Annotated in this window: 17 protein-coding genes, 1 tRNA gene and 1 other RNA gene; 16 read left to right on the top strand and 3 right to left on the bottom strand. The window is 37.7% G+C overall.

The genetic code is table 11. From position 1 onward, the window contains the following. The first annotated feature begins 30 nt into the window (after positions 1-30). From PK943_02075 to PK943_02055, 5 genes are all read left to right on the top strand, one after another. Positions 31-119: transfer RNA gene (locus PK943_02075), tRNA-Ser, on the top strand. A gap of 11 nt (positions 120-130) precedes the next feature. Further along, an RNA gene (ffs, locus tag PK943_02070) (signal recognition particle sRNA small type) lies at positions 131-225 on the top strand. 41 nt (positions 226-266) lie between these two features. After that, positions 267-2,063 carry a DNA polymerase III subunit gamma/tau gene (gene dnaX / locus PK943_02065; GenBank protein HRN77999.1) on the top strand — a complete coding sequence of 599 codons (1,797 nt, stop codon included), beginning with the start codon at positions 267-269 and terminating at the stop codon, positions 2,061-2,063. A 3-nt stretch (positions 2,064-2,066) separates the two neighbouring features. Continuing rightward, positions 2,067-3,377 carry a ribosome biogenesis GTPase Der gene (gene der / locus PK943_02060; protein ID HRN77998.1) on the top strand — a complete coding sequence of 437 codons (1,311 nt, stop codon included), beginning with the start codon at positions 2,067-2,069 and terminating at the stop codon, positions 3,375-3,377. A 58-nt stretch (positions 3,378-3,435) separates the two neighbouring features. After that, on the top strand, positions 3,436-3,780 hold the full coding sequence (locus tag PK943_02055; protein HRN77997.1) for an HPF/RaiA family ribosome-associated protein: 345 nt from the start codon (positions 3,436-3,438) through the stop codon (positions 3,778-3,780). Positions 3,781-3,813: 33 nt separating this feature from the next. On the opposite strand, the gene PK943_02050 is transcribed toward PK943_02055, so the two are convergent. Beyond that, positions 3,814-5,133, bottom strand: coding sequence for a cytochrome c biogenesis protein CcdA (locus tag PK943_02050; GenBank protein ID HRN77996.1), 1,320 nt, complete (start codon positions 5,131-5,133; stop codon positions 3,814-3,816). Between the two features lie 196 nt (positions 5,134-5,329). On the opposite strand from PK943_02050, the gene PK943_02045 reads away from it, so the two are divergent. Together PK943_02045 and PK943_02040 are read left to right on the top strand one after the other, a co-directional pair. Then, a complete protein-coding gene (locus PK943_02045) occupies positions 5,330-5,827 on the top strand; it encodes a hypothetical protein (protein ID HRN77995.1) in 498 nt (165 codons plus the stop codon). A 46-nt stretch (positions 5,828-5,873) separates the two neighbouring features. After that, the gene (locus tag PK943_02040; protein HRN77994.1) at positions 5,874-7,334 is read left to right on the top strand and encodes a hypothetical protein; all 1,461 of its coding nucleotides are present in this window, start codon (positions 5,874-5,876) and stop codon (positions 7,332-7,334) included. 34 nt (positions 7,335-7,368) lie between these two features. Here PK943_02040 and PK943_02035 read toward each other — a convergent pair whose 3' ends face one another. Continuing rightward, positions 7,369-8,310 carry a DUF4097 family beta strand repeat-containing protein gene (locus PK943_02035; protein ID HRN77993.1) on the bottom strand — a complete coding sequence of 314 codons (942 nt, stop codon included), beginning with the start codon at positions 8,308-8,310 and terminating at the stop codon, positions 7,369-7,371. Positions 8,311-8,355: 45 nt separating this feature from the next. On the opposite strand from PK943_02035, the gene PK943_02030 reads away from it, so the two are divergent. The 9 genes from PK943_02030 (at position 8,356) to rpsT (ending at position 16,424) form a co-directional block, all read left to right on the top strand. After that, on the top strand, positions 8,356-9,762 hold the full coding sequence (locus PK943_02030; protein HRN77992.1) for an HD domain-containing protein: 1,407 nt from the start codon (positions 8,356-8,358) through the stop codon (positions 9,760-9,762). Positions 9,763-9,846: 84 nt separating this feature from the next. Further along, the gene (locus tag PK943_02025) at positions 9,847-10,506 is read left to right on the top strand and encodes a MotA/TolQ/ExbB proton channel family protein (GenBank protein HRN77991.1); all 660 of its coding nucleotides are present in this window, start codon (positions 9,847-9,849) and stop codon (positions 10,504-10,506) included. Positions 10,507-10,516: 10 nt separating this feature from the next. After that, positions 10,517-10,936 carry a biopolymer transporter ExbD gene (locus PK943_02020; GenBank protein HRN77990.1) on the top strand — a complete coding sequence of 140 codons (420 nt, stop codon included), beginning with the start codon at positions 10,517-10,519 and terminating at the stop codon, positions 10,934-10,936. Beyond that, positions 10,905-11,696: a hypothetical protein gene (locus tag PK943_02015; protein ID HRN77989.1), complete on the top strand. Its 792-nt coding sequence runs from the start codon at positions 10,905-10,907 to the stop codon at positions 11,694-11,696. Before PK943_02020 ends, PK943_02015 begins: the two co-directional genes overlap by 32 nt. A 9-nt stretch (positions 11,697-11,705) precedes the next feature. Continuing rightward, positions 11,706-13,022: a hypothetical protein gene (locus PK943_02010; protein HRN77988.1), complete on the top strand. Its 1,317-nt coding sequence runs from the start codon at positions 11,706-11,708 to the stop codon at positions 13,020-13,022. Between the two features lie 150 nt (positions 13,023-13,172). Beyond that, positions 13,173-15,002, top strand: coding sequence for an ATP-dependent zinc metalloprotease FtsH (ftsH, locus tag PK943_02005; GenBank protein HRN77987.1), 1,830 nt, complete (start codon positions 13,173-13,175; stop codon positions 15,000-15,002). Positions 15,003-15,014: 12 nt separating this feature from the next. Further along, positions 15,015-15,809, top strand: a complete 795-nt coding sequence (locus PK943_02000; GenBank protein HRN77986.1) for an inositol monophosphatase family protein — start codon at positions 15,015-15,017, stop codon at positions 15,807-15,809. Positions 15,810-15,925: 116 nt separating this feature from the next. Then, positions 15,926-16,129 (top strand): 50S ribosomal protein L28, encoded by a 204-nt coding sequence (gene rpmB, locus PK943_01995; protein HRN77985.1) that lies wholly within the window; start codon positions 15,926-15,928, stop codon positions 16,127-16,129. Positions 16,130-16,154: 25 nt separating this feature from the next. After that, the gene (gene rpsT / locus PK943_01990; protein HRN77984.1) at positions 16,155-16,424 is read left to right on the top strand and encodes a 30S ribosomal protein S20; all 270 of its coding nucleotides are present in this window, start codon (positions 16,155-16,157) and stop codon (positions 16,422-16,424) included. Between the two features lie 61 nt (positions 16,425-16,485). On the opposite strand, the gene PK943_01985 is transcribed toward rpsT, so the two are convergent. Beyond that, positions 16,486-18,213 carry a penicillin-binding transpeptidase domain-containing protein gene (locus tag PK943_01985; protein HRN77983.1) on the bottom strand — a complete coding sequence of 576 codons (1,728 nt, stop codon included), beginning with the start codon at positions 18,211-18,213 and terminating at the stop codon, positions 16,486-16,488. Position 18,214 lies beyond the last annotated feature (1 nt).

Below are 18,214 nucleotides of genomic sequence, written 5' to 3'. Positions count from 1 at the left end.
TTTTAGACCGGTCTTTTGCAAGGCAATCTCGGAGAGGTGTCTGAGTGGTCTAAAGAGCACGATTGGAAATCGTGTATGTCTCGTAAGAGGCATCGAGGGTTCGAATCCCTCTCTCTCCGAAAATAAAAATTTTGGGGAAGTATGTAAAGAATCTTGGCTTAATCTGTCAGGTCCGAAAGGAAGCAGCAGGGGCACAAGTATATCTTGTACAACTTCCCCATGTGAGTATAGAGCATAGCATAACAAACTCACCCAAAAGAACAGACATGAATACGGTAAAGTTGAACCTCGCACGCAAGTGGCGGTCAAAAAATTTTAATGAAATTGTTGGGCAAGAACTTTCTGTTCGTATGCTCAAAAACAGTCTCTATAAGGGCCAATACTTTCCTGTATATTTATTCTCTGGTCAGCGTGGGTGTGGTAAAACAACGACGGCTCGCGTATTTGCAATGGCGCTCAATTGTGAGCAACTGGAATTATTCCAACAAAAACCTCAAAAAGCTCAGTTACCATGTTTGACGTGCATATCATGCACCGCTATGCTTGCGGGTAAACATCCAGATTTTATAGAAATGGATGCTGCTTCACATACCGGTGTAGATAATGTTCGACAAATTGTTGATGCAGCGTCATTAATGCCGCTAATGGGTACTAAGAAAATTTATTTGATCGATGAAGCGCATATGTTGAGTAAAGCAGCATTTAATGCGTTACTTAAAGTACTTGAAGAGCCGCCATCATCAGTGCTTTTTATCTTAGCAACAACAGATCCGCATAAAATTATTGATACGGTTAGATCCCGTTGCTTTCAATTATTTTTCAAGTCAATTGAAGTGAATACATTAGTGCATCATTTGCAAAATATATGCGTGCAAGAAAATATTCAATTTGATGAAGATGGTCTGCATTATATTGTAAAAGAAACAGATGGTTCTGCACGTGATGCTTTGAATATGCTCGAACAAGTGCGTTTTTCAAGTAGTATTGTAAATAAAGAGGCAGTACTCAATGTATTAGGATATCTTGATGATGCGCGTATTTTGGGTTTGTTTGATGCGGTGGTGACTAAAACCCCTGCAACGTTATTACAGACCATAAAAGAAATCAAACTATCTACGTATGCACCGGAATATGTATGGGGGCGACTATTGGATCTTGCTCGAGCATTACTTTGGGCAAAACATGGTGTAGCATCAGAGCAGTTTAGTGATTATGCATCAGAGCTTTCACATATAGCAACGCATGTTTCTCTTGCGCATATTAACCACATATTAGATACATTCTATGAAAATGAATCTGCATTTTTGAGAACGACTGCTAAGTATTCATTACTCGAAATGATCCTATTGCAACTATGCCATACGCATAGCATCAAAAAAGATCCTGAAGGTTCATCATCTCCTGTACAACAGGCATCAGTTCCTATGGTAGAAGACGAGTCTCAAGATTTGCTAGATGATGAAGAAGATGAAGGAGATTTTGATGAAGAAGATGAGGAAGAGGAAATAGAAGAAGAAGAATTTCAAAAACAATGGCAGACTTTTATAGTGCAGATACAAACAATTAATGATCCATTGGTTACTTCAATCTTCACACAAGGTTCAGTAAAAAATTATAATCCGGCTACCGGTGCATTAGATGTTGAATTTTCTAAAGATTTATCATTCTTTTCTGATTGGTTAAAAAGTACTGAAAAACTTTGGTTTCCAATATTGTGTACGGTATTTAATAAACAAGTAAAGTTCAATCCGTTATTTAGTGGTGCGAAGAAAGAAATTGTCATTAAGCATGTTGCTGCGCCAATTGAACAAAAAACACCAAATACTGCAACAACATTGCATGCATCCAAAGCAGTTCAAGTACAAAAAACATCTGTTAGCAAAGTATACAATCAAACAAGACCGCAACATAGTGTGATGCACCAACGGAACAACGGACGTTCTATGTCTATGCATAAACAGCCAGATTCATATCCTATTGACGTGTCTGATACATCAGTGTGGCAAAAAACAAATCTTATATTACAGTATTTTCCTGGAACCGTACGGGAAATAAGGACATAAAAAATGAGCACATTACCGCGTGTATTAATTGTGGGTAGAATGAATGTTGGCAAATCTACCTTATTTAATCGTTTATCTACTGATGTAAAAAGCTTGGCTTTTGATTATGAAGGCGTAACACGTGATTTTTTAAAAGACACGGTATGTTGGCAAGATAAGTGCTTTGAGCTGATTGATACAGGTGGTATTAGTGTACGCTCATCGCAAGACCCTTTGATTGAAGAAACGCGTAAAAAAGCGCTCTCTTTATTTGAAGATGCTGATATTGTGTTGTTTATGTGTGATGGTAAGGTAGGTGTTTTGCCAGAAGATCTTGCACTATCTAAAATGTTGCACAAAATGAAAAAAGAGGTAATTCTTGTTATCAACAAAACAGATGCACATGTTGCACAAGAACAATTGTATGAGTTTGATCAATTAGGGTTCAAAAAGATTTTTCCTATCTCAGCACAGCATGGTATTGGTATTGCTGATTTATTAGAAGAACTTGTTACTATATTGCCTGAAAAAAAAGAACAAAAAGAAGAAGAGCTTACATGCAAGGTAGTATTGCTTGGTAAGCCAAACGTTGGTAAATCTTCATTATTGAACTTATTACTCAAACAAGAGCGTGCTATTGTTGCTGATATTCCAGGTACTACGCGGGAAGCTATAGCAGAAAAAGTTCGTTTTTTCAAAGAAGATATTTTGGTTACTGATACACCGGGATTGCGCAGGCAGCGTGCGATTACTGAACCGCTTGAAGGGCTTATGGCAAGAAGTTCTTTGCGTGCACTTGATGATGCTGACATTGTTTTATTACTTATTGATTCATCTGAAGGTAAGCTATCAGATCAAGAATTAAAATTGGCATTTTATGCATTTGAAGAAAAACACAAAGGGTTAATCTTGTTGTTTAACAAACAAGATTTGACTGAAGAGTTTGATGTAGAGCAACTTGCTATGGATTTAGATGAATATAAATATTTTATAAAAAAAGTTGCTCAGTTAAACATATCATGCAAAACAGGGCAGAATATTGGTAAGGTGTTGCCACTTGTGCAAAAAGTTTGGCAGCGTTATTCACAAGAATTGCCAATTGATGATCTTACTTTATTCTTTAAAGATGCATTGCATAAAAAGCCGCTCTACCGTAATGAGAGCTTGCTACATGTACATAAAGTTAAACAAATTAAATCAGCCCCAATTACACTCTTGCTATATGTTAATACGCCTGAATGGTTTGGGCCAAGTCAGCTTGCATATTTTGAAAATCTTTTGCGCCGTGCATGTGACTTACAGGGTGTGCCAATCAAATTTGTTGTGCGCAGGTAATACTATTGCGGTATAATACTTCTTGCAGAAGTTCAGCAACCTTCAAAAGGAGTTTATTATGCACAAACGTATTACATTCAGAAATATGGATCATTCAGATGTTATGGAAGAATATGCGAATGAGCAGTTGGCAAAGGTGATCAATTTTCTTGAGCATGAACGTACCCCCATATATATTGATTTGGTACTTGAACCATCAAAAATACATGCGCATCATCGTGTAGAGTTGCGTGTCAAAAGCCCACAATATGACCTTATTTCTAATTATGAAGGTACAGATCTATATGCAGTGTTAGATCGGGTAATTGATGTAATGTATGAAGAATTACACGAACAAAAAAGAAGAGAAGTTGACGAGCGAAAAACGCGTGGTCGTCACGAAGAATTCAAGAAACAACGTTAAAAAAAGCCGCTCATATTGAGCGGCTTTTTTTACTTATCTTTTATAGTGTTCTAGCATTTCAACAAATTTGTTTGGGCTTATTTCATATAATTCTGCACCCCAGCGTTGTAATTCATCTCCCGTGTATGGATCAATGATTAAAAAGGTTGGTGTGCCAATTACTTTGAATTCTTTGAATAATTGCATATGGATTTCATTTTCAGTATCAGATGCATCTAACTGTACAGGAATGAGATCTAGCAATGCTTCTATGACTTGGTCATTTTGCAATAATTTTTTATCTATAGCTTTGCAAATTGAACAATATGGTGCCGTAATATCTACAAAAATATTTTTATTTGTTTTTTGTGCTTCTGCTAAGGCATCATTGTATGATAAGAACCAGAATGATTTTTGATCTGCACATTCCATATCAGAACATGTTTGGCATGTATTCATAAATACATATAGGGAACCCACAAATGCACAAAGGCCGATAATAATTTTAAGTGTACGACCTACCGTAGAAATGTTCTTGTATGCACTGAATATATAATATAAGCCGACGAGCATGAGTGCCGATCCAAGTAACCACATAATAATTTCTTGTGGAAGTAATGGACTTAAAAAATATAATGCCATTCCAAGTAATAAAAGACCAAAAAATTCTTTGACGTCATTCATCCACATGCCAGCTTGTGGTAGTACTGATAGTGAGCTTGAAAAAGTGCCGATAATTAAAAGTGGAATGCTCAAGCCTACTCCGAATGAGAACAACAATGCAAACCCAAGAATTTTGCTACCTAATGCAGTGACAATGCCAAGTAATAATACAAGCCCTGGAGAAACGCAAGGAGATGCCACGGTGCCACTTATAGCACCAAAAATAAACGCTCCTACAAGAGATCCACTTGGTGTATTAGAACCACCTACTTGGATAAAGCGTGGGATATACATGTTATAAAATCCCATCATAGATAATCCCAGATATATCATGAGGCATGCCATGCCAAGAATTACGGGAGTTTGCGTCATGAGACTACCGAATAATTGTCCGGTGAATGCTGCCATAAGCCCTAATAAGGCGAAGGTGGTCGCAATACCGAATGTGTATGCAAGTGCACGACCAAAATTATGTATTACTGATTTACTACCGCCACCCAATATGCCAATGGTAATAGGAATCATGGGATAAATGCACGGTGTAAAACTTAATAGAGTTCCCAGTAGAAGGGATAATATCAGTTGGAGCCAGATAGAATTGGATTCTTGCATTAATGCAGAGATGTGCGATGCCCATGAGGCATTCAAGGTAGAAGCCAATAATAATGTACTGATTAAAACTGACATGTATAGGGGGTGCTTTTTGATCATATGAGCTCCTTTAAGAATGATGCTTTGTTAGGTAATTTACTACTATGATCTACTTATAAAAAAAATCAAATATCAATTAGTGTTTATAGCACAAATTATAAATAATTTTATAAATCATTGCGTATTATCACACAAAAGGTTTATGTTTTACTAGAGATATTTTGATATAAATCTTTATAAAAATGAGGATAAATAAATGAAAAAATATATGATGGTTTTTTTATTTTTAGTAGCAGGATGTGTAAGTGATATAGTTTTAGCAGCAGGGAAGCAGTTTTTGTCTGTTAAAAATGATACTGAGTATGAAATGCGCATTGAAGTTCAGTATTTTGATCGAAAATTGAAAGGTATGGAGTTTTCACTAGCGTATAGTCAAGCAGAGCGCGATGAAATTTATCGTAAGAAACAAGCAGGTGAATTTATAGTAGATGATTTTTTTATATTGCAGCCGCAAGAAGTTCGTGAAATAGGTTTTTTATCAGATAAAAAAGAAGACGCTAGTATTAAAGATGCTCAGGCAATAGTAAAAACAACATGGACATATAATCCATATACGTTGTCACTCAAGAATCCTTTTGTATTAGTGAGCAATAAAAAAGGAAATGCGTGTACATTAACTATTGGGTTTATAGGACAACTGCTTAGTTCAAGATTACATGTAAAAAGTATTCTCTGTGATGTAAAAGCAAGATAGTAACTTTATTTGTATTTTGCAAAATAGTCGTATATGTGGAGGGAATATGAAGAAAAATCTTGTTGTTGCTATGTTGTTTTGCTTGGGAATGTTATTTAATTTTGTGAGCTCAATGGAAAAAGAAGAGCCGGCATATCAACCCAAAGTTTTTATCACAAACGATTCAATTTTTTCATTCAAGGTACATTATATAGATATACACAGAGCACATGTTCTGATGGTCAATAGGGGTAATCGTTTGGTTGAAATTGCTTCAAGGCTAGATAATCTATTGAGGCTTACCATTACGTATTATAATTCTACTTCACTTAATGATACGCTTGCTCAAATTCGCCATGAAGCACAGCAGCCAATTAATAGGGGTAAGGATGTTGAAATAATTGTATCAGCAAATATGCAGCTTGAATGGGTTATATATTATAAGTGGATTCCTGCTGTGCTTAACCCAAAAGAAACTATTGAATTGACGGTCAAAGCTGCAATGGATAATACGGTGTTTGTATCTGAAGGAATAAAACAAGAACTGCGCCAGCACGAGTTAGAAGAATCGACCAGAAGAAAAGTCGTACCATTATCCGAGCAATTGGTAGCTGATTTAAAAAAATCTGCATATGGTTTATTCAGTGATATTCCTGATCAATATAAAGAGGTAGTTGATACATATTTAAAAAACAAAGTCCCAGCATTTACTTTATTTGATTTACTACCAGATGGCGGTATACCTGCAAAAAGAAGAATTCCACTCATTAGGCGTTTAGTTTGGCAAGCATTAGCTGAGTACTTTGGATTTAACACTACATTTGTACCCACACAAAACATGGTGTACTTTGAAAATAAGGAATTACTGCGGGGGAACATGTTGGTGAAGAAAGTAAATGGTGCTGAAACCTCGTGGATGATGCAAGATTATGAAGATGCATTGTATATAAACAAAGATCGTGCTCAAGAAATACTAGGTATTTTGGTATCTAATTATAAGATCCATCTTATGCCAAAAGGTAACAGATATAATGTACTGATTAAGTTATTACAACTCATCAAAGAAAATGGTGAAGTGCAAAAATTAATTGCAACATTTAAATTTAGAGTTGGATCTACATTAGTTCTTGGCAAGAGAGACATAGAACAGATAGCCGATCGGACTGGTGCACGCAGGGAAGATTTACCGAATGAATTAGAGATATCAATACCTGCAGATACGCCATTAGTTGTCATATATCCGGCTAGTGGACAATCGAACGCACAACGATTATTAGAGATTCTGTATGAAGCATTTAATGGTGTTCCAGGCACGGGGCAAGTGCCGCGTTTTAATGAACAAATAACCGATTTATTATATGTAGCACAAGGTAATGGAGATGATAAAGAACAAGTTACGTTACCAGCAAGTAATCCGCGAGCGCGCCCATGGTGGATTCATTATTATGAGCAGCCATTCATGGTGTACTATGCTGCCGACATTACTGGCAAGCAAGTAGATTATCATTTGAAAATCAAAAACAGATGAGTTAGGTGGGGCAGCAAAAAGCTGCCCCGATTTTTTAGGCAGTTTTAGTTTCTTTAATTTTTACATTACCATTAGCTGTATGCACTTCAATTTGTGCTTCACCTGATCCGAGCATGCCATTAACTTCTTTTTTAAAACGTGTCCAAGCTTTGCGGTTCAATTGGGTAGTTTGTTCATTGAGTGTTATATAATGATCAGATACGAGCGTTCCACGTTCAGTTTTGCCTTTCAAGCGTGCATTGGTTTCTGTTGGTAATGCCAATTGAATAGTGCCTGCATTAGTATTTAAACGAATAGTACTTTTTGCGGGAACTTCCATGCAGTTGAGTAGGATATTACCTTTTTCTGCTTGTGCAACAACATTTTTGTATGCTTTATCGATAATAATTGCACCATTAGTAGTGGTTGCGTACACGTTACCTGCTGCGTGTGCAATATGTACAGCGCCAGTTTCTTTAGTTTCTAATTTTACTGCATCATGCGTATTGGCAACCGTAATGTCACCTTGTGTGGTAGTTGCAACAATTGGACTGTATGCTTCATCTATAGTGATTTTACCTTTTTGAGTTATTAAATGTAATTTGGTTTGTGCAGGAACTGAAAGCTCATAGTCTACCTGTGCGCCAACTATTTCTGCAGTATATTCTGTTTTGAGCACTAAGTTATTGTTATTGTATTCACTCACTATGGTTATAGCTTCTAGTTGTTCTGCTTGGGCGGTACGTTTGATAGCTCGTAGTGCTATGGTTACTTGATTAGGATCAGTTTTTATAGTGATATTACCATCAATATTTTCTACGCGAAGTTTTTTCCCTTCTTCTATATCATATGCTTTTTCTAAAATTTCTTCATTTTGTTGAGTTGCAAACCAAGAAGAGACTTTTTTAAAAGAAAATTTACCCTGTGCGGTATGAAATGTTATCATATTCAATATGAATACGCTAAACAAGAACAAATGAGTGTGTGTGCGTTGCATAATATGGTCCTTTGTCAAAAAAAGGTTAATAACAATAAATTCCATATGAAGTTTACAAAAATAGATGTGAGCAAGCAAAGTATCCTCACACAAATACTAAAAAAATATCCGTTGGTTCAAGATATTGTGCATGCGCTTGATGCAGTTGGTGGTAAAGTCGTATTAGTTGGTGGCGCTGTCAGAGATTTATTATTAGGTTTGCCCGTCAAGGATTTGGATATTGAAGTACACAATTTATTACCAGAACAAGTTGAAGATATTTTGTGTACATTTGGTCCAGTGAGTTTGATTGGCAAATCGTTTGGTGTATTTCGTGTACATAAACTTGATGTAGATTGGTCGCTGCCTCGTACAGATACTCATGGAAGAAAGCCACATGTAGCGATAGATCCGTTTATGGGTTTTGTGCAAGCCTTCAGAAGACGTGATCTGACGATTAATGCAATGGGCATTGATTTGATTACCTATGAATTAATTGATCCGTTTCATGGTCAACAGGACTTACGAAACAAAATTTTGCGTGAAACTGATGCGGAGTTATTTGTACAAGATCCGCTCAGATTTTATCGAGTGATGCAGTTTATTAGTCGTTTTAATATGGTTCCAGCTGAATCGCTCAATGTTATTTGTATGCATATGGATATCAAGAATATTTCTGTTGAACGTATCGAGGCTGAGTTTAATAAATTAATGCTCAAATCACAGCGTCCATCGCTCGGTATTCGTTGGATACAAGCTATTGGTAGATTGCATACCGTGTTGCCAGAGTTACATGCATTGGTTGGTGTAGAGCAAGGAGCTGACTGGCATCCAGAAGGCGATGTGTTCGAGCATACGATGCAAACGCTTGATGCATCAGTAGCGACAGTATATACCAATCAATTTGATACATTGGTATTACGGTATGCAGCATTGTGCCATGATTTAGGGAAAGCAACACATACACAAAAAATTGATGGTAAAATTTGGAGCCATGGACATGATAAAGCGGGTGATGCGTTAACAAGAAACATGCTCAAGCGAATTACACGTAATAAGGAACTTATAGATGCAGTATGTAAGTTAGTGAGTCATCATATGGCTCCTTTACAATTTGTGGAAAACGGTGCAAAAAAATCTGCATACAAACGATTAGCAAACAAATTAGCACCACAAGTTACCATGGGGATGCTTGCAGATCTTGCCTTAGCAGATAGGCGTGGACGTAACCCAGATAGTCAAGAACCTTTGGTGAATCCACAACCCGAGGTTGAAGAGTTTCGTGCTCGTGCACAACAAGCACACGTGCTCACCCAAATAGAGCAACCTATTTTGCAAGGTGCAGATTTATTAGATAGCGTGCAGGCCGGCCCGCGTATGGGACAATTATTACGTGAAGCATATGAGATACAGTTGGAAGAGGGCATTAAAGACAAAGACGAGCTCAAGCGACGTATATTGAGTAAAAAATAGTGCACGTCTTTTCAAATGTGTATATACTTTGCTACACTTTGATGAGTATTAAACAGCACACTTTATTTCACGAGGATATATACTATGATCATGGGTAATGCATTATGGCAGTTGGTTAAACAATCAGATGTGGTCAGCTGGATAGTTTTATTTATTTTACTTGGTTTATCAATCATATGTTGGACTATATTCTTTTTCAAATTGTTAGTGATACGGATTAAAAAGCAACATATAAAACGTGCAATTAAACAATTGCAACAAACAAAAACTCATGATGATATACGTGCGCTTGCCATGCAAATGCAAAACACACTCCCTGGATATTTTATGGCAAAATATATTAATTTTGCATATGTGTTACGTGAACAAGCAGTATCATCATCAGATGCGAAAGAAATGCTACAACAATATAGTGAACAATTGTTGGATAATATATTGGTTGATGAGGAAGCATATATCTCATTACTTTCTACGAGTGCAGCAGTTTCACCATTACTTGGATTATTTGGTACGGTATGGGGACTTATTCATGCGTTTGTTGGTATTAGTGAACGACAAACAGCGGATATTGTAGCAGTTGCACCTGGTATTGCACAAGCATTGACTACTACATTGGCAGGCTTAATTGTCGCAATCCCTGCATTTGTTATGTTCAATTATATACAAGGTCAGATACGTGACTTTGAACAACGCGTATATACATTAGCGGATATATTGTCGCTGCGTATGCAAAGTTTAAAATAGCGAGGTTAGTATGAAACGATCACTGCGTCGTCAACGACGGCAGAGAAAGGCTCTGCAAGATATTTCGCTTACACCACTCATTGATACAGCACTTACATTGCTTATTATTTTTATGGTTGCCGCACCTATGATGCAAAATGCCATCCGCATTACATTGCCAAAAGGGCAAGCAAAAGAGGCGCGTGGTGGTAATCAAGAAATTGTGGTGTATGTGGATCAAACAGGAAAATTATTTTTCAATGGTACGCCGATAGCTGACAAAGATTTGATTGTGACACTTAAAAAAGAACTCAATATACAACAAGATCGTACCGTATTTGTAAAAGCAGATACGCAAGCAGCATATGGAAAAGTTTTTGAGTTAGTTGATCAAATTAAAGTTGTTGGCGGAGTAAAACATGTTGCATTGGTTTCACAGAAGCATACATAAACATCTGCGTGTTTGGTTCCCATTAATTGGTTGTTCGCTTCTTTTGCATACATTATTTTTAGCAATAGTATTTGTAGGCTATCGTGATCAATTTGATGAGCTTATTTTTAATATGCATAATCGTCAGCAAATTGATTGTGAAGTTATGGTGATGCTTGAGGCGCAACCAAAACAGGTACAGCGTGTGACAAAACAACCAGTAAAGCAAGCAGCGCAAGCTAAACAAGTTGCTCCTAAAACGGCATTTGTACAAGAAAAAAAAGTGCCTCAAAAAAAAGTAATACCACAACCTAAAAAAGTTACAAAGCCTGTTGGCAAACCGATAGAAAAAAAAATAGCGCCAAAAAAAGAGTTAGCCAAGCCTGTACAACAAAAGTCAAAAGCACAGACAGTAGAAAAAAAGCCGGTAGTCCAAGAACAATCTGCCAAAGCTATGTCTGACCATGTTGCGGTAGCCCAGGATGGTGTAGTTGATACGAGCAAAATAATAGTGTCATATCGTGATGCGCAAGCTGCATATCGTTACCAAGAGTTATATCAAGAACTTGCAAACCGCTGGCATCCACCGCATGGGGTGCCTGATGGATGTGCGTGTAGTGTTATGGTTGAGGTAGATGGGCATGGAGTGGTCAAAAGAGCAGAAATAACGACATCATCCAACATCTTAATGTTTGATGTTCAAGTACGGGCTACAATCTTGGCAATTGAGTGGCCGCGCTGGGCATGGGGTGCAACATTTCCCATAACATTGAAAGCATAAAGGATTATTATGACTAAAATTTTTTATCGTTTATTGAGTGTCATGTGTGTAGTAGTAACCTATACACACCCAACGCAAAACATAGATGTACAAGGTGTACAACGTGCAAAAGTCCCATTAGCTATTTGTGTTGTAGGTGATTCAAATTCGCAACTATTTCAAGTTGCGGGACGATTACAAGATGATTTAACATTTAGTGGTCAGTTTGATGTAGCAATTAAACCAATAGAAACGCCTTTATCAAAAAAAGATATTAAAGATTTATTCAAGCAGGGCTATCCATTGGCCATATTTATGAGTGAAGCAAAACAGGGGAGCGCATTCGAATGGCGTGTATACGACACTGCTTGTGTGCATATGGTGAAAGGTAAAAAATATACAAAACGTAGTATAGATCCAAATGGATGGGCGCATAATATAGCAGATGCTGTGTGGCCAACACTAACCGGGCAGCCTGGTTTTTTTTCAACTAAAATAGCTTACTGTAAAAAAATAGATCCGATAAAAGGCAAAAGTATCAAGCATATTTGTGTTGCCGATTATGATGGTAAGAATGAGAAAATTATTGTTAATACGCCAACCGTGAATGTTGTGCCGCGTTGGAATCATGATGCGCAAAATCCATTAATTTTTTATTCAGAATATACCAATGAAAATGTACGCTTGATGGTAGTTAATATGAAAAAACAACGGCGCATTGCTTCAGACTTTGATGGTATTAATATGTTGACTTCATTTTCTGATGATGGGAAAAAAGTAGTATATTGCGCGTCACGTGGCGATGGCAACTGCCAACTATATTATTATGATGCAACAAGTAAATTCAAAAAACTACAATATACTGATCCGATAACACATCGTTCCATGCAGCATGGCAATAATGTTTCACCAACGCTTACTGCGGATGGTAATACTGTGTTTTTCTGTTCTGATTTTTTGACCGAATATCCACAGATTTTTCAATATGAACTGGCAACTGGGCGAGTAGAACGTATTTCTAGCGAAGGTTATTGTGCTTCGCCAAGCTATTGTGCTACTAAAAACTGCATAGCCTATATTAAGCGAGTAGAAGGGGTTATGCAAATTTTTACCTATGATATTGCCACTAAAAAACATACACAGATTACCCATGATAAAGCAAACAAGGATGAATGTTCGTGGTCCCCATGTGGCAATTATATTTTGGCATCAGTAGAACGGGCTGACCGATCCCGTTTGGGTATTTTTAACATGTTGACCTCAGATTGGCACTATATTACGCCCGTAGTAGCGCATTGTGATTACCCTACTTGGTCGCCGATTTACGGCACATATCCAGTGGTTTAATAGGGTAAATTTACCTAGTAATAAGACTGATTGAGCAGGTTCGCAGGGTTGCTATAAAGTATCATTTATGGTAATATTCAACTAGAAATGGTTGCTTGTTTTTTGCAAGCAAATCCCAGGTAAAAACTCACAAATCTAGGTTCAAACACGATGAAAAAAAAACAAACAAAATCTTGGGGCAATACCCCTAAAAATATCCTTATTGCAGCATTGATATTCGTAGGTAGCTTATATGTTTTACATCAACTGACCGAGCAAAACCGTACTATTCAAACTATGAGTTATTCGCAATTCTTAGATAAAGTCGAGCAAGCAGAGGTACGTGGTGTACGTATTTCTGGACAAGATGTCTATGGCGTTTTGAAGGATGGAACTCATTTTGAAACGGTAATAGGTACTAGTCAAAAGGATTGGGATCTTCTACGTGAACATAATGTAGAAATGGTTGTTTCTCCCTCAACACATACTCTTAATCTTTGGTATTTCTTACCACTTCTGCCCCTATTATTGCTTTTGGGTTGGGGAATATTCTTTTTTATGCGTCAATCACGCGGTGGTTCTAATGGTGGTGGTGCTGGCAATATTTTCAGCATGGGCAAAAGCCGTGCTAAGTTATTTATGCCTTCAACTATTAAAGAAACATTCAATTCCGTTGCAGGTGTAACTGAAGCAAAAGAAGAACTCAAAGATGTAGTTGATTTTCTTAAAAATCCACAAAAATATAAACGCATGGGAGCTAAAATTCCACGTGGCGTGTTGTTAGTTGGTGAGCCGGGAAATGGTAAAACATTGCTTGCTCGTGCAGTAGCAGGAGAAGCTACCTGTCCATTCTTTAGTATTAGTGGTTCAGATTTTATAGAAGTTTTTGTTGGTGTAGGTGCAGCACGTGTTCGTGACTTGTTTGCACAAGCGCGTAAACATGCGCCATGTATCGTATTTATTGATGAGATTGATGCAGTAGGGCGTCACCGTGGTAGTGGTCTTGGTGGGGGGCATGATGAGCGCGAACAAACGCTCAACCAATTATTGACAGAAATGGATGGGTTTCAAACAAATGAAGCACCGGTTATTGTGCTTGCAGCTACCAATAGGGTGGACGTTCTTGATAAAGCATTGTTGCGACCAGGTCGTTTTGATCGCCATGTTGATGTACCATATCCGGATGTTACTAGTCGTGAACAGATTTTACGTGTGCATGCACAGCACGTAAAAGTTGATTCTGAAAATGTTGATTTAAAGAAAATAGCACAAGGGACTCCAGGTTTTTCTGGTGCGGATCTTGCAAATTTAATTAACGAAGCGGCAATTATTGCTTCAAAACGTGAACAAGGCTATGTCACTATAGAGGACTTTGAAGAAGCACGTGATAAAATTATGCTTGGCAAAGAACTTAAAACTATTGTATTAACTGAAAATGACAAAAAAGTTACTGCATATCATGAGGCAGGACATGCATTAGTTCGTTTATTAATGCCAGAGCATACTGATCCATTACATAAAGTTACTATTATTCCTCGTGGTCGTGCGTTAGGTGTTACTCATTATTTGCCTGAACGTGAAAAACATACGTCTACTAAAGATGAAATGCTTGCATCGATTGCGTCTGCATTGGGTGGTCGTGCTGCAGAAGAACTGGTGTTTGATTCTGCAACTACGGGAGCATACAGTGACTTTCAAGTAGCAAGTAAAATTGCACGCGCTATGGTGTGTAACTATGGTATGTCTGCACAAGTAGGGCCTATTATATATGGCCAAAGCAACCAAGACTTTGTGTATTCACAAAAAACAGCAGAACAATTGGATGCAGAAGTAAAAAATATCATAGATATGTGTTATACAAAAGCATGTGATTTATTGCGTTCAAATCGTGATAAACTTGATGCATTGTCACAAGCATTGTTAGAAAAAGAAACGATGTATGCAGGTGAAATTTATGTGTTGCTTGGTATTGAGCCGCGTACTGAACATAAACTTTCTTAATTAGGTTCATATATGCACAAAAAAGGAGTGCTTGATTGGCAGCAGCAACTTGAGCCTATCATGCGTGCGGCAGGTGATATTATACTTTCCTACGTACCTACCGCACAGCAATTGACTCGCATGCCCAAATCAGGTAATAGCTTTGCTACCCAGGCAGATATAGCAAGTGAAGAGTTCTTAAAAAAAGAATTGCATGCATTATTGCCAGAAGCAAGCATATTAGCAGAGGAATCGGGTAGTTCAGGAACAGCTGTCTTGCAGTGGGTAATAGACCCGCTTGATGGTACTACTAACTTTGCTCAAGGGCTGTCATATTTTTGCATTTCGGTTGCATTGACTGAAAACAATATTCCTATTGTAGCAGCTATATATCAACCTATTTTAAATGAATTTTTTTATGCTGAGCATGGCAAAGGAGCTTGGCTCAACGGCCAACAGATTAACGTTTCAACGCCACATGTATTTGATGATGCCATAGTTGCCATTAGCTTGCCCTATTTGCGCAAGCAACGTGGTCCATTGGTAGATGCCCTTGGTTCTATAGCAAAAAAAGCCAGGGCAGTAAGGCATTTTGGAGCGGCTGCTTTGGACCTTGCTTATGTAGCATGTGGCCGTTTAGATGGCTTATTTTTGACGTATTTGGCATGGTGGGATGTAGCTGCAGGAATATTATTAATCCAAGAGGCAGGGGGTCAGGTAACAGACATTACAGGTAAGAATGTTACCCCCAACTATACTTCGTGTATTGCAGGCGCCCCGGTAGTTTATCAAGGATTGATAAAAGAGTTGAAAATGGCGGGTTTTTAGTTGAAAAATTATGAACTTTTGGTATAGTGAGATTCTATAAATAGGTAACTAATCAGCTTATACTGCCCATGGGGCAGGTATCTAAAAAATCACTTAAAGCTCAAGAGGTTTGTCTCATGGCAAGAATTTGTGCAGTATGCAACAAAGGTCCAAGCGTTGGCATGAATGTTAGTAATGCAAATAACCGTACAAAAAAATGGGTATATCCGAATGTTCACGCTATGCGTTTTACCCTAGTTGGCAGTAGCAAGAACACCGTGCACCGTGGTAAAGTTTGTACTAAGTGTGTAAAAGCTGGTAAAGTTCAAAAAGTTATTTAATTCCGGGTAATCTAAAGGGGCATCGATGCCAAATATTAAATCTGCAAAAAAACGCGTAAAACAAACAGAAAAAAAATCAGTACGTAATCTTGCACGCAAATCTGCAATCAAAACAGCAACTAAAAAAGTATTAGTAGCGCTTGAAGAACAAGATGTTGCACAAGCAAAAGAATTATTGAAAGACGTGAGTGCCCAATTAAGCCGTGCAAAAAGCAAAGGCTTAATCCATGCCGGTACCGCAGCTCGCAAAATGAGTCGCTTGGCAAAAAAAGTTGCACAAGCTGATCGTGCGTAAATGATGCTGTATTCAAAATTTAAGGGGCCCTTGGGGGTCCCTTTTTTTATATAGATTATATTTAAACTTTTCCATCCATTAGCTTTTTATATCTAATTAAGAACTCCTTGGCAATTTCGGTTGATACTGAAGCTGAACCGGCACGTTCTACCAATATCACTATGGTTAGTGGTGCATGGTCTTTATACACAATGTTGCCTGCAAACCAACCGTGTTCCCAATAATCAGCGGATAAATTACGTTTTTCTAGAGCACTTGTTTGAGCAGTACTCGTTTTTGCATAGACTTTGATATCTTTTAGATATTTTAATCGTTTACCTGTACCACTAGTAACTACTCGTCGCATTGATTTTTTTAGGAATTTACGTGTGTCTTGATTGATATCAAGTAATTGCTTTTCTATAGGTTGATTAAACAGAATGCGTGTATTTACTAAATAACCCGTGTAAATGGCAGAGATCATACGTGCGATTTGGATAGGTGTTGCCAATAAAAAGCTTTGGCCAATTGCGACCGACAAGGTTTCACCAGGCCACCATCGTTCTCCTTTTTTTTCTTGTTTCCAACTTTTATTTGGGACAATGCCTGTTTGCTCAGGGAACATAGTATTTGTCTTTTTGCCTAAGCCGAATTTATACGCATAGCTTGCCAATGTATCAATATCCATATGAGCGCCAATGTAATACAGTGGCGGGTTACATGATTGTGCTAAAGCTTGATTAAGTGTTAATTTACCGTGGCCTGATTTACGATTACACCAGTGCGTATGATCACCAAACGTATAGAAGCCCTTACAGTTAAAGGTGGCGTCTTGTTCTATTAAATGTTCTTCAAGTGCTGCAGTTATGGTAATGAGTTTAAATATGGAGCCGGGAGGGTACATAGCGTTAAATGCGCGATTTAAAAAAGGATTGTTTTTTTGTAATTCTTGCCATACATCATCACGTATTTTTTCTAAAAAAATAGTTGGATCAAAATTAGGACGAGACAATACGGCAAGTAATGCGCCATCGGTCGGGTCCATAATAATGCAGGTACCACATACATCAGCAGGAAATACATTCTCACACAGTTGTTGTAAATCAATATCTAACGTGGTTTGTATGGTGTTACCACAAAGAGCTTCTTTGAGTGTGGTTTGTGTTACATTGCGACCAAGTGAATCGATAACATTTACTTCGGTTCCGTGTTCACCTTTGAGTGTGTCTTCAAATAATTTTTCCAGTCCTGTTTTGCCATATTGATCTATGCCCATAGTGCCAAGATAGCCGAGCAAATGACTTGCAAAGGCGTGGTGTGGGTAATGTCGTTTAAAGTGGGTTGAAATAGTTATATTTGATGTGCTTGAAAACTGTTCTGCAATTTGGCTTAACTGTTCGAGTGATAGATCAGTTGCAATAAGTGTTTGCTTGCGGTGACGTTCTGCGTGTGTAATTTTTTTTATTAATTCTTCATCGTGTGTGATTGGTTTATTGACTATAGCACTTATTTTTTCAAGCATATCGTATTGCTCTGGTAGCAAGCGATATTGTCCGGTACCTTGCCATAGTAAATTAGTGAGTGGACGGTTGGTAGCGAGTAATCTGCCATAGCGGTCAATAATATTGCCGCGAGGTGATTGTATTGTTTTGATTTGCAAAAAGTTTTTTTGACTGCGTGTGGTAAAGCGTTCCGTTAAACTGATCTGTAGGTACATTAAACGAAGCACCATAATGCCGATAATACAATAGGTAATATAAGCGATGATGTAGATCTTGTAATTGAGTGTGTGTTGTGAGCGTAGGTTCATT

Source organism: Candidatus Dependentiae bacterium (genome assembly GCA_035445995.1).
GTDB lineage: Bacteria > Babelota > Babeliae > Babelales > Vermiphilaceae > DAOMRS01.
Note: the sequence above shows the minus strand (reverse complement) of the source record. Positions and strands in the feature narration are given on the sequence as shown.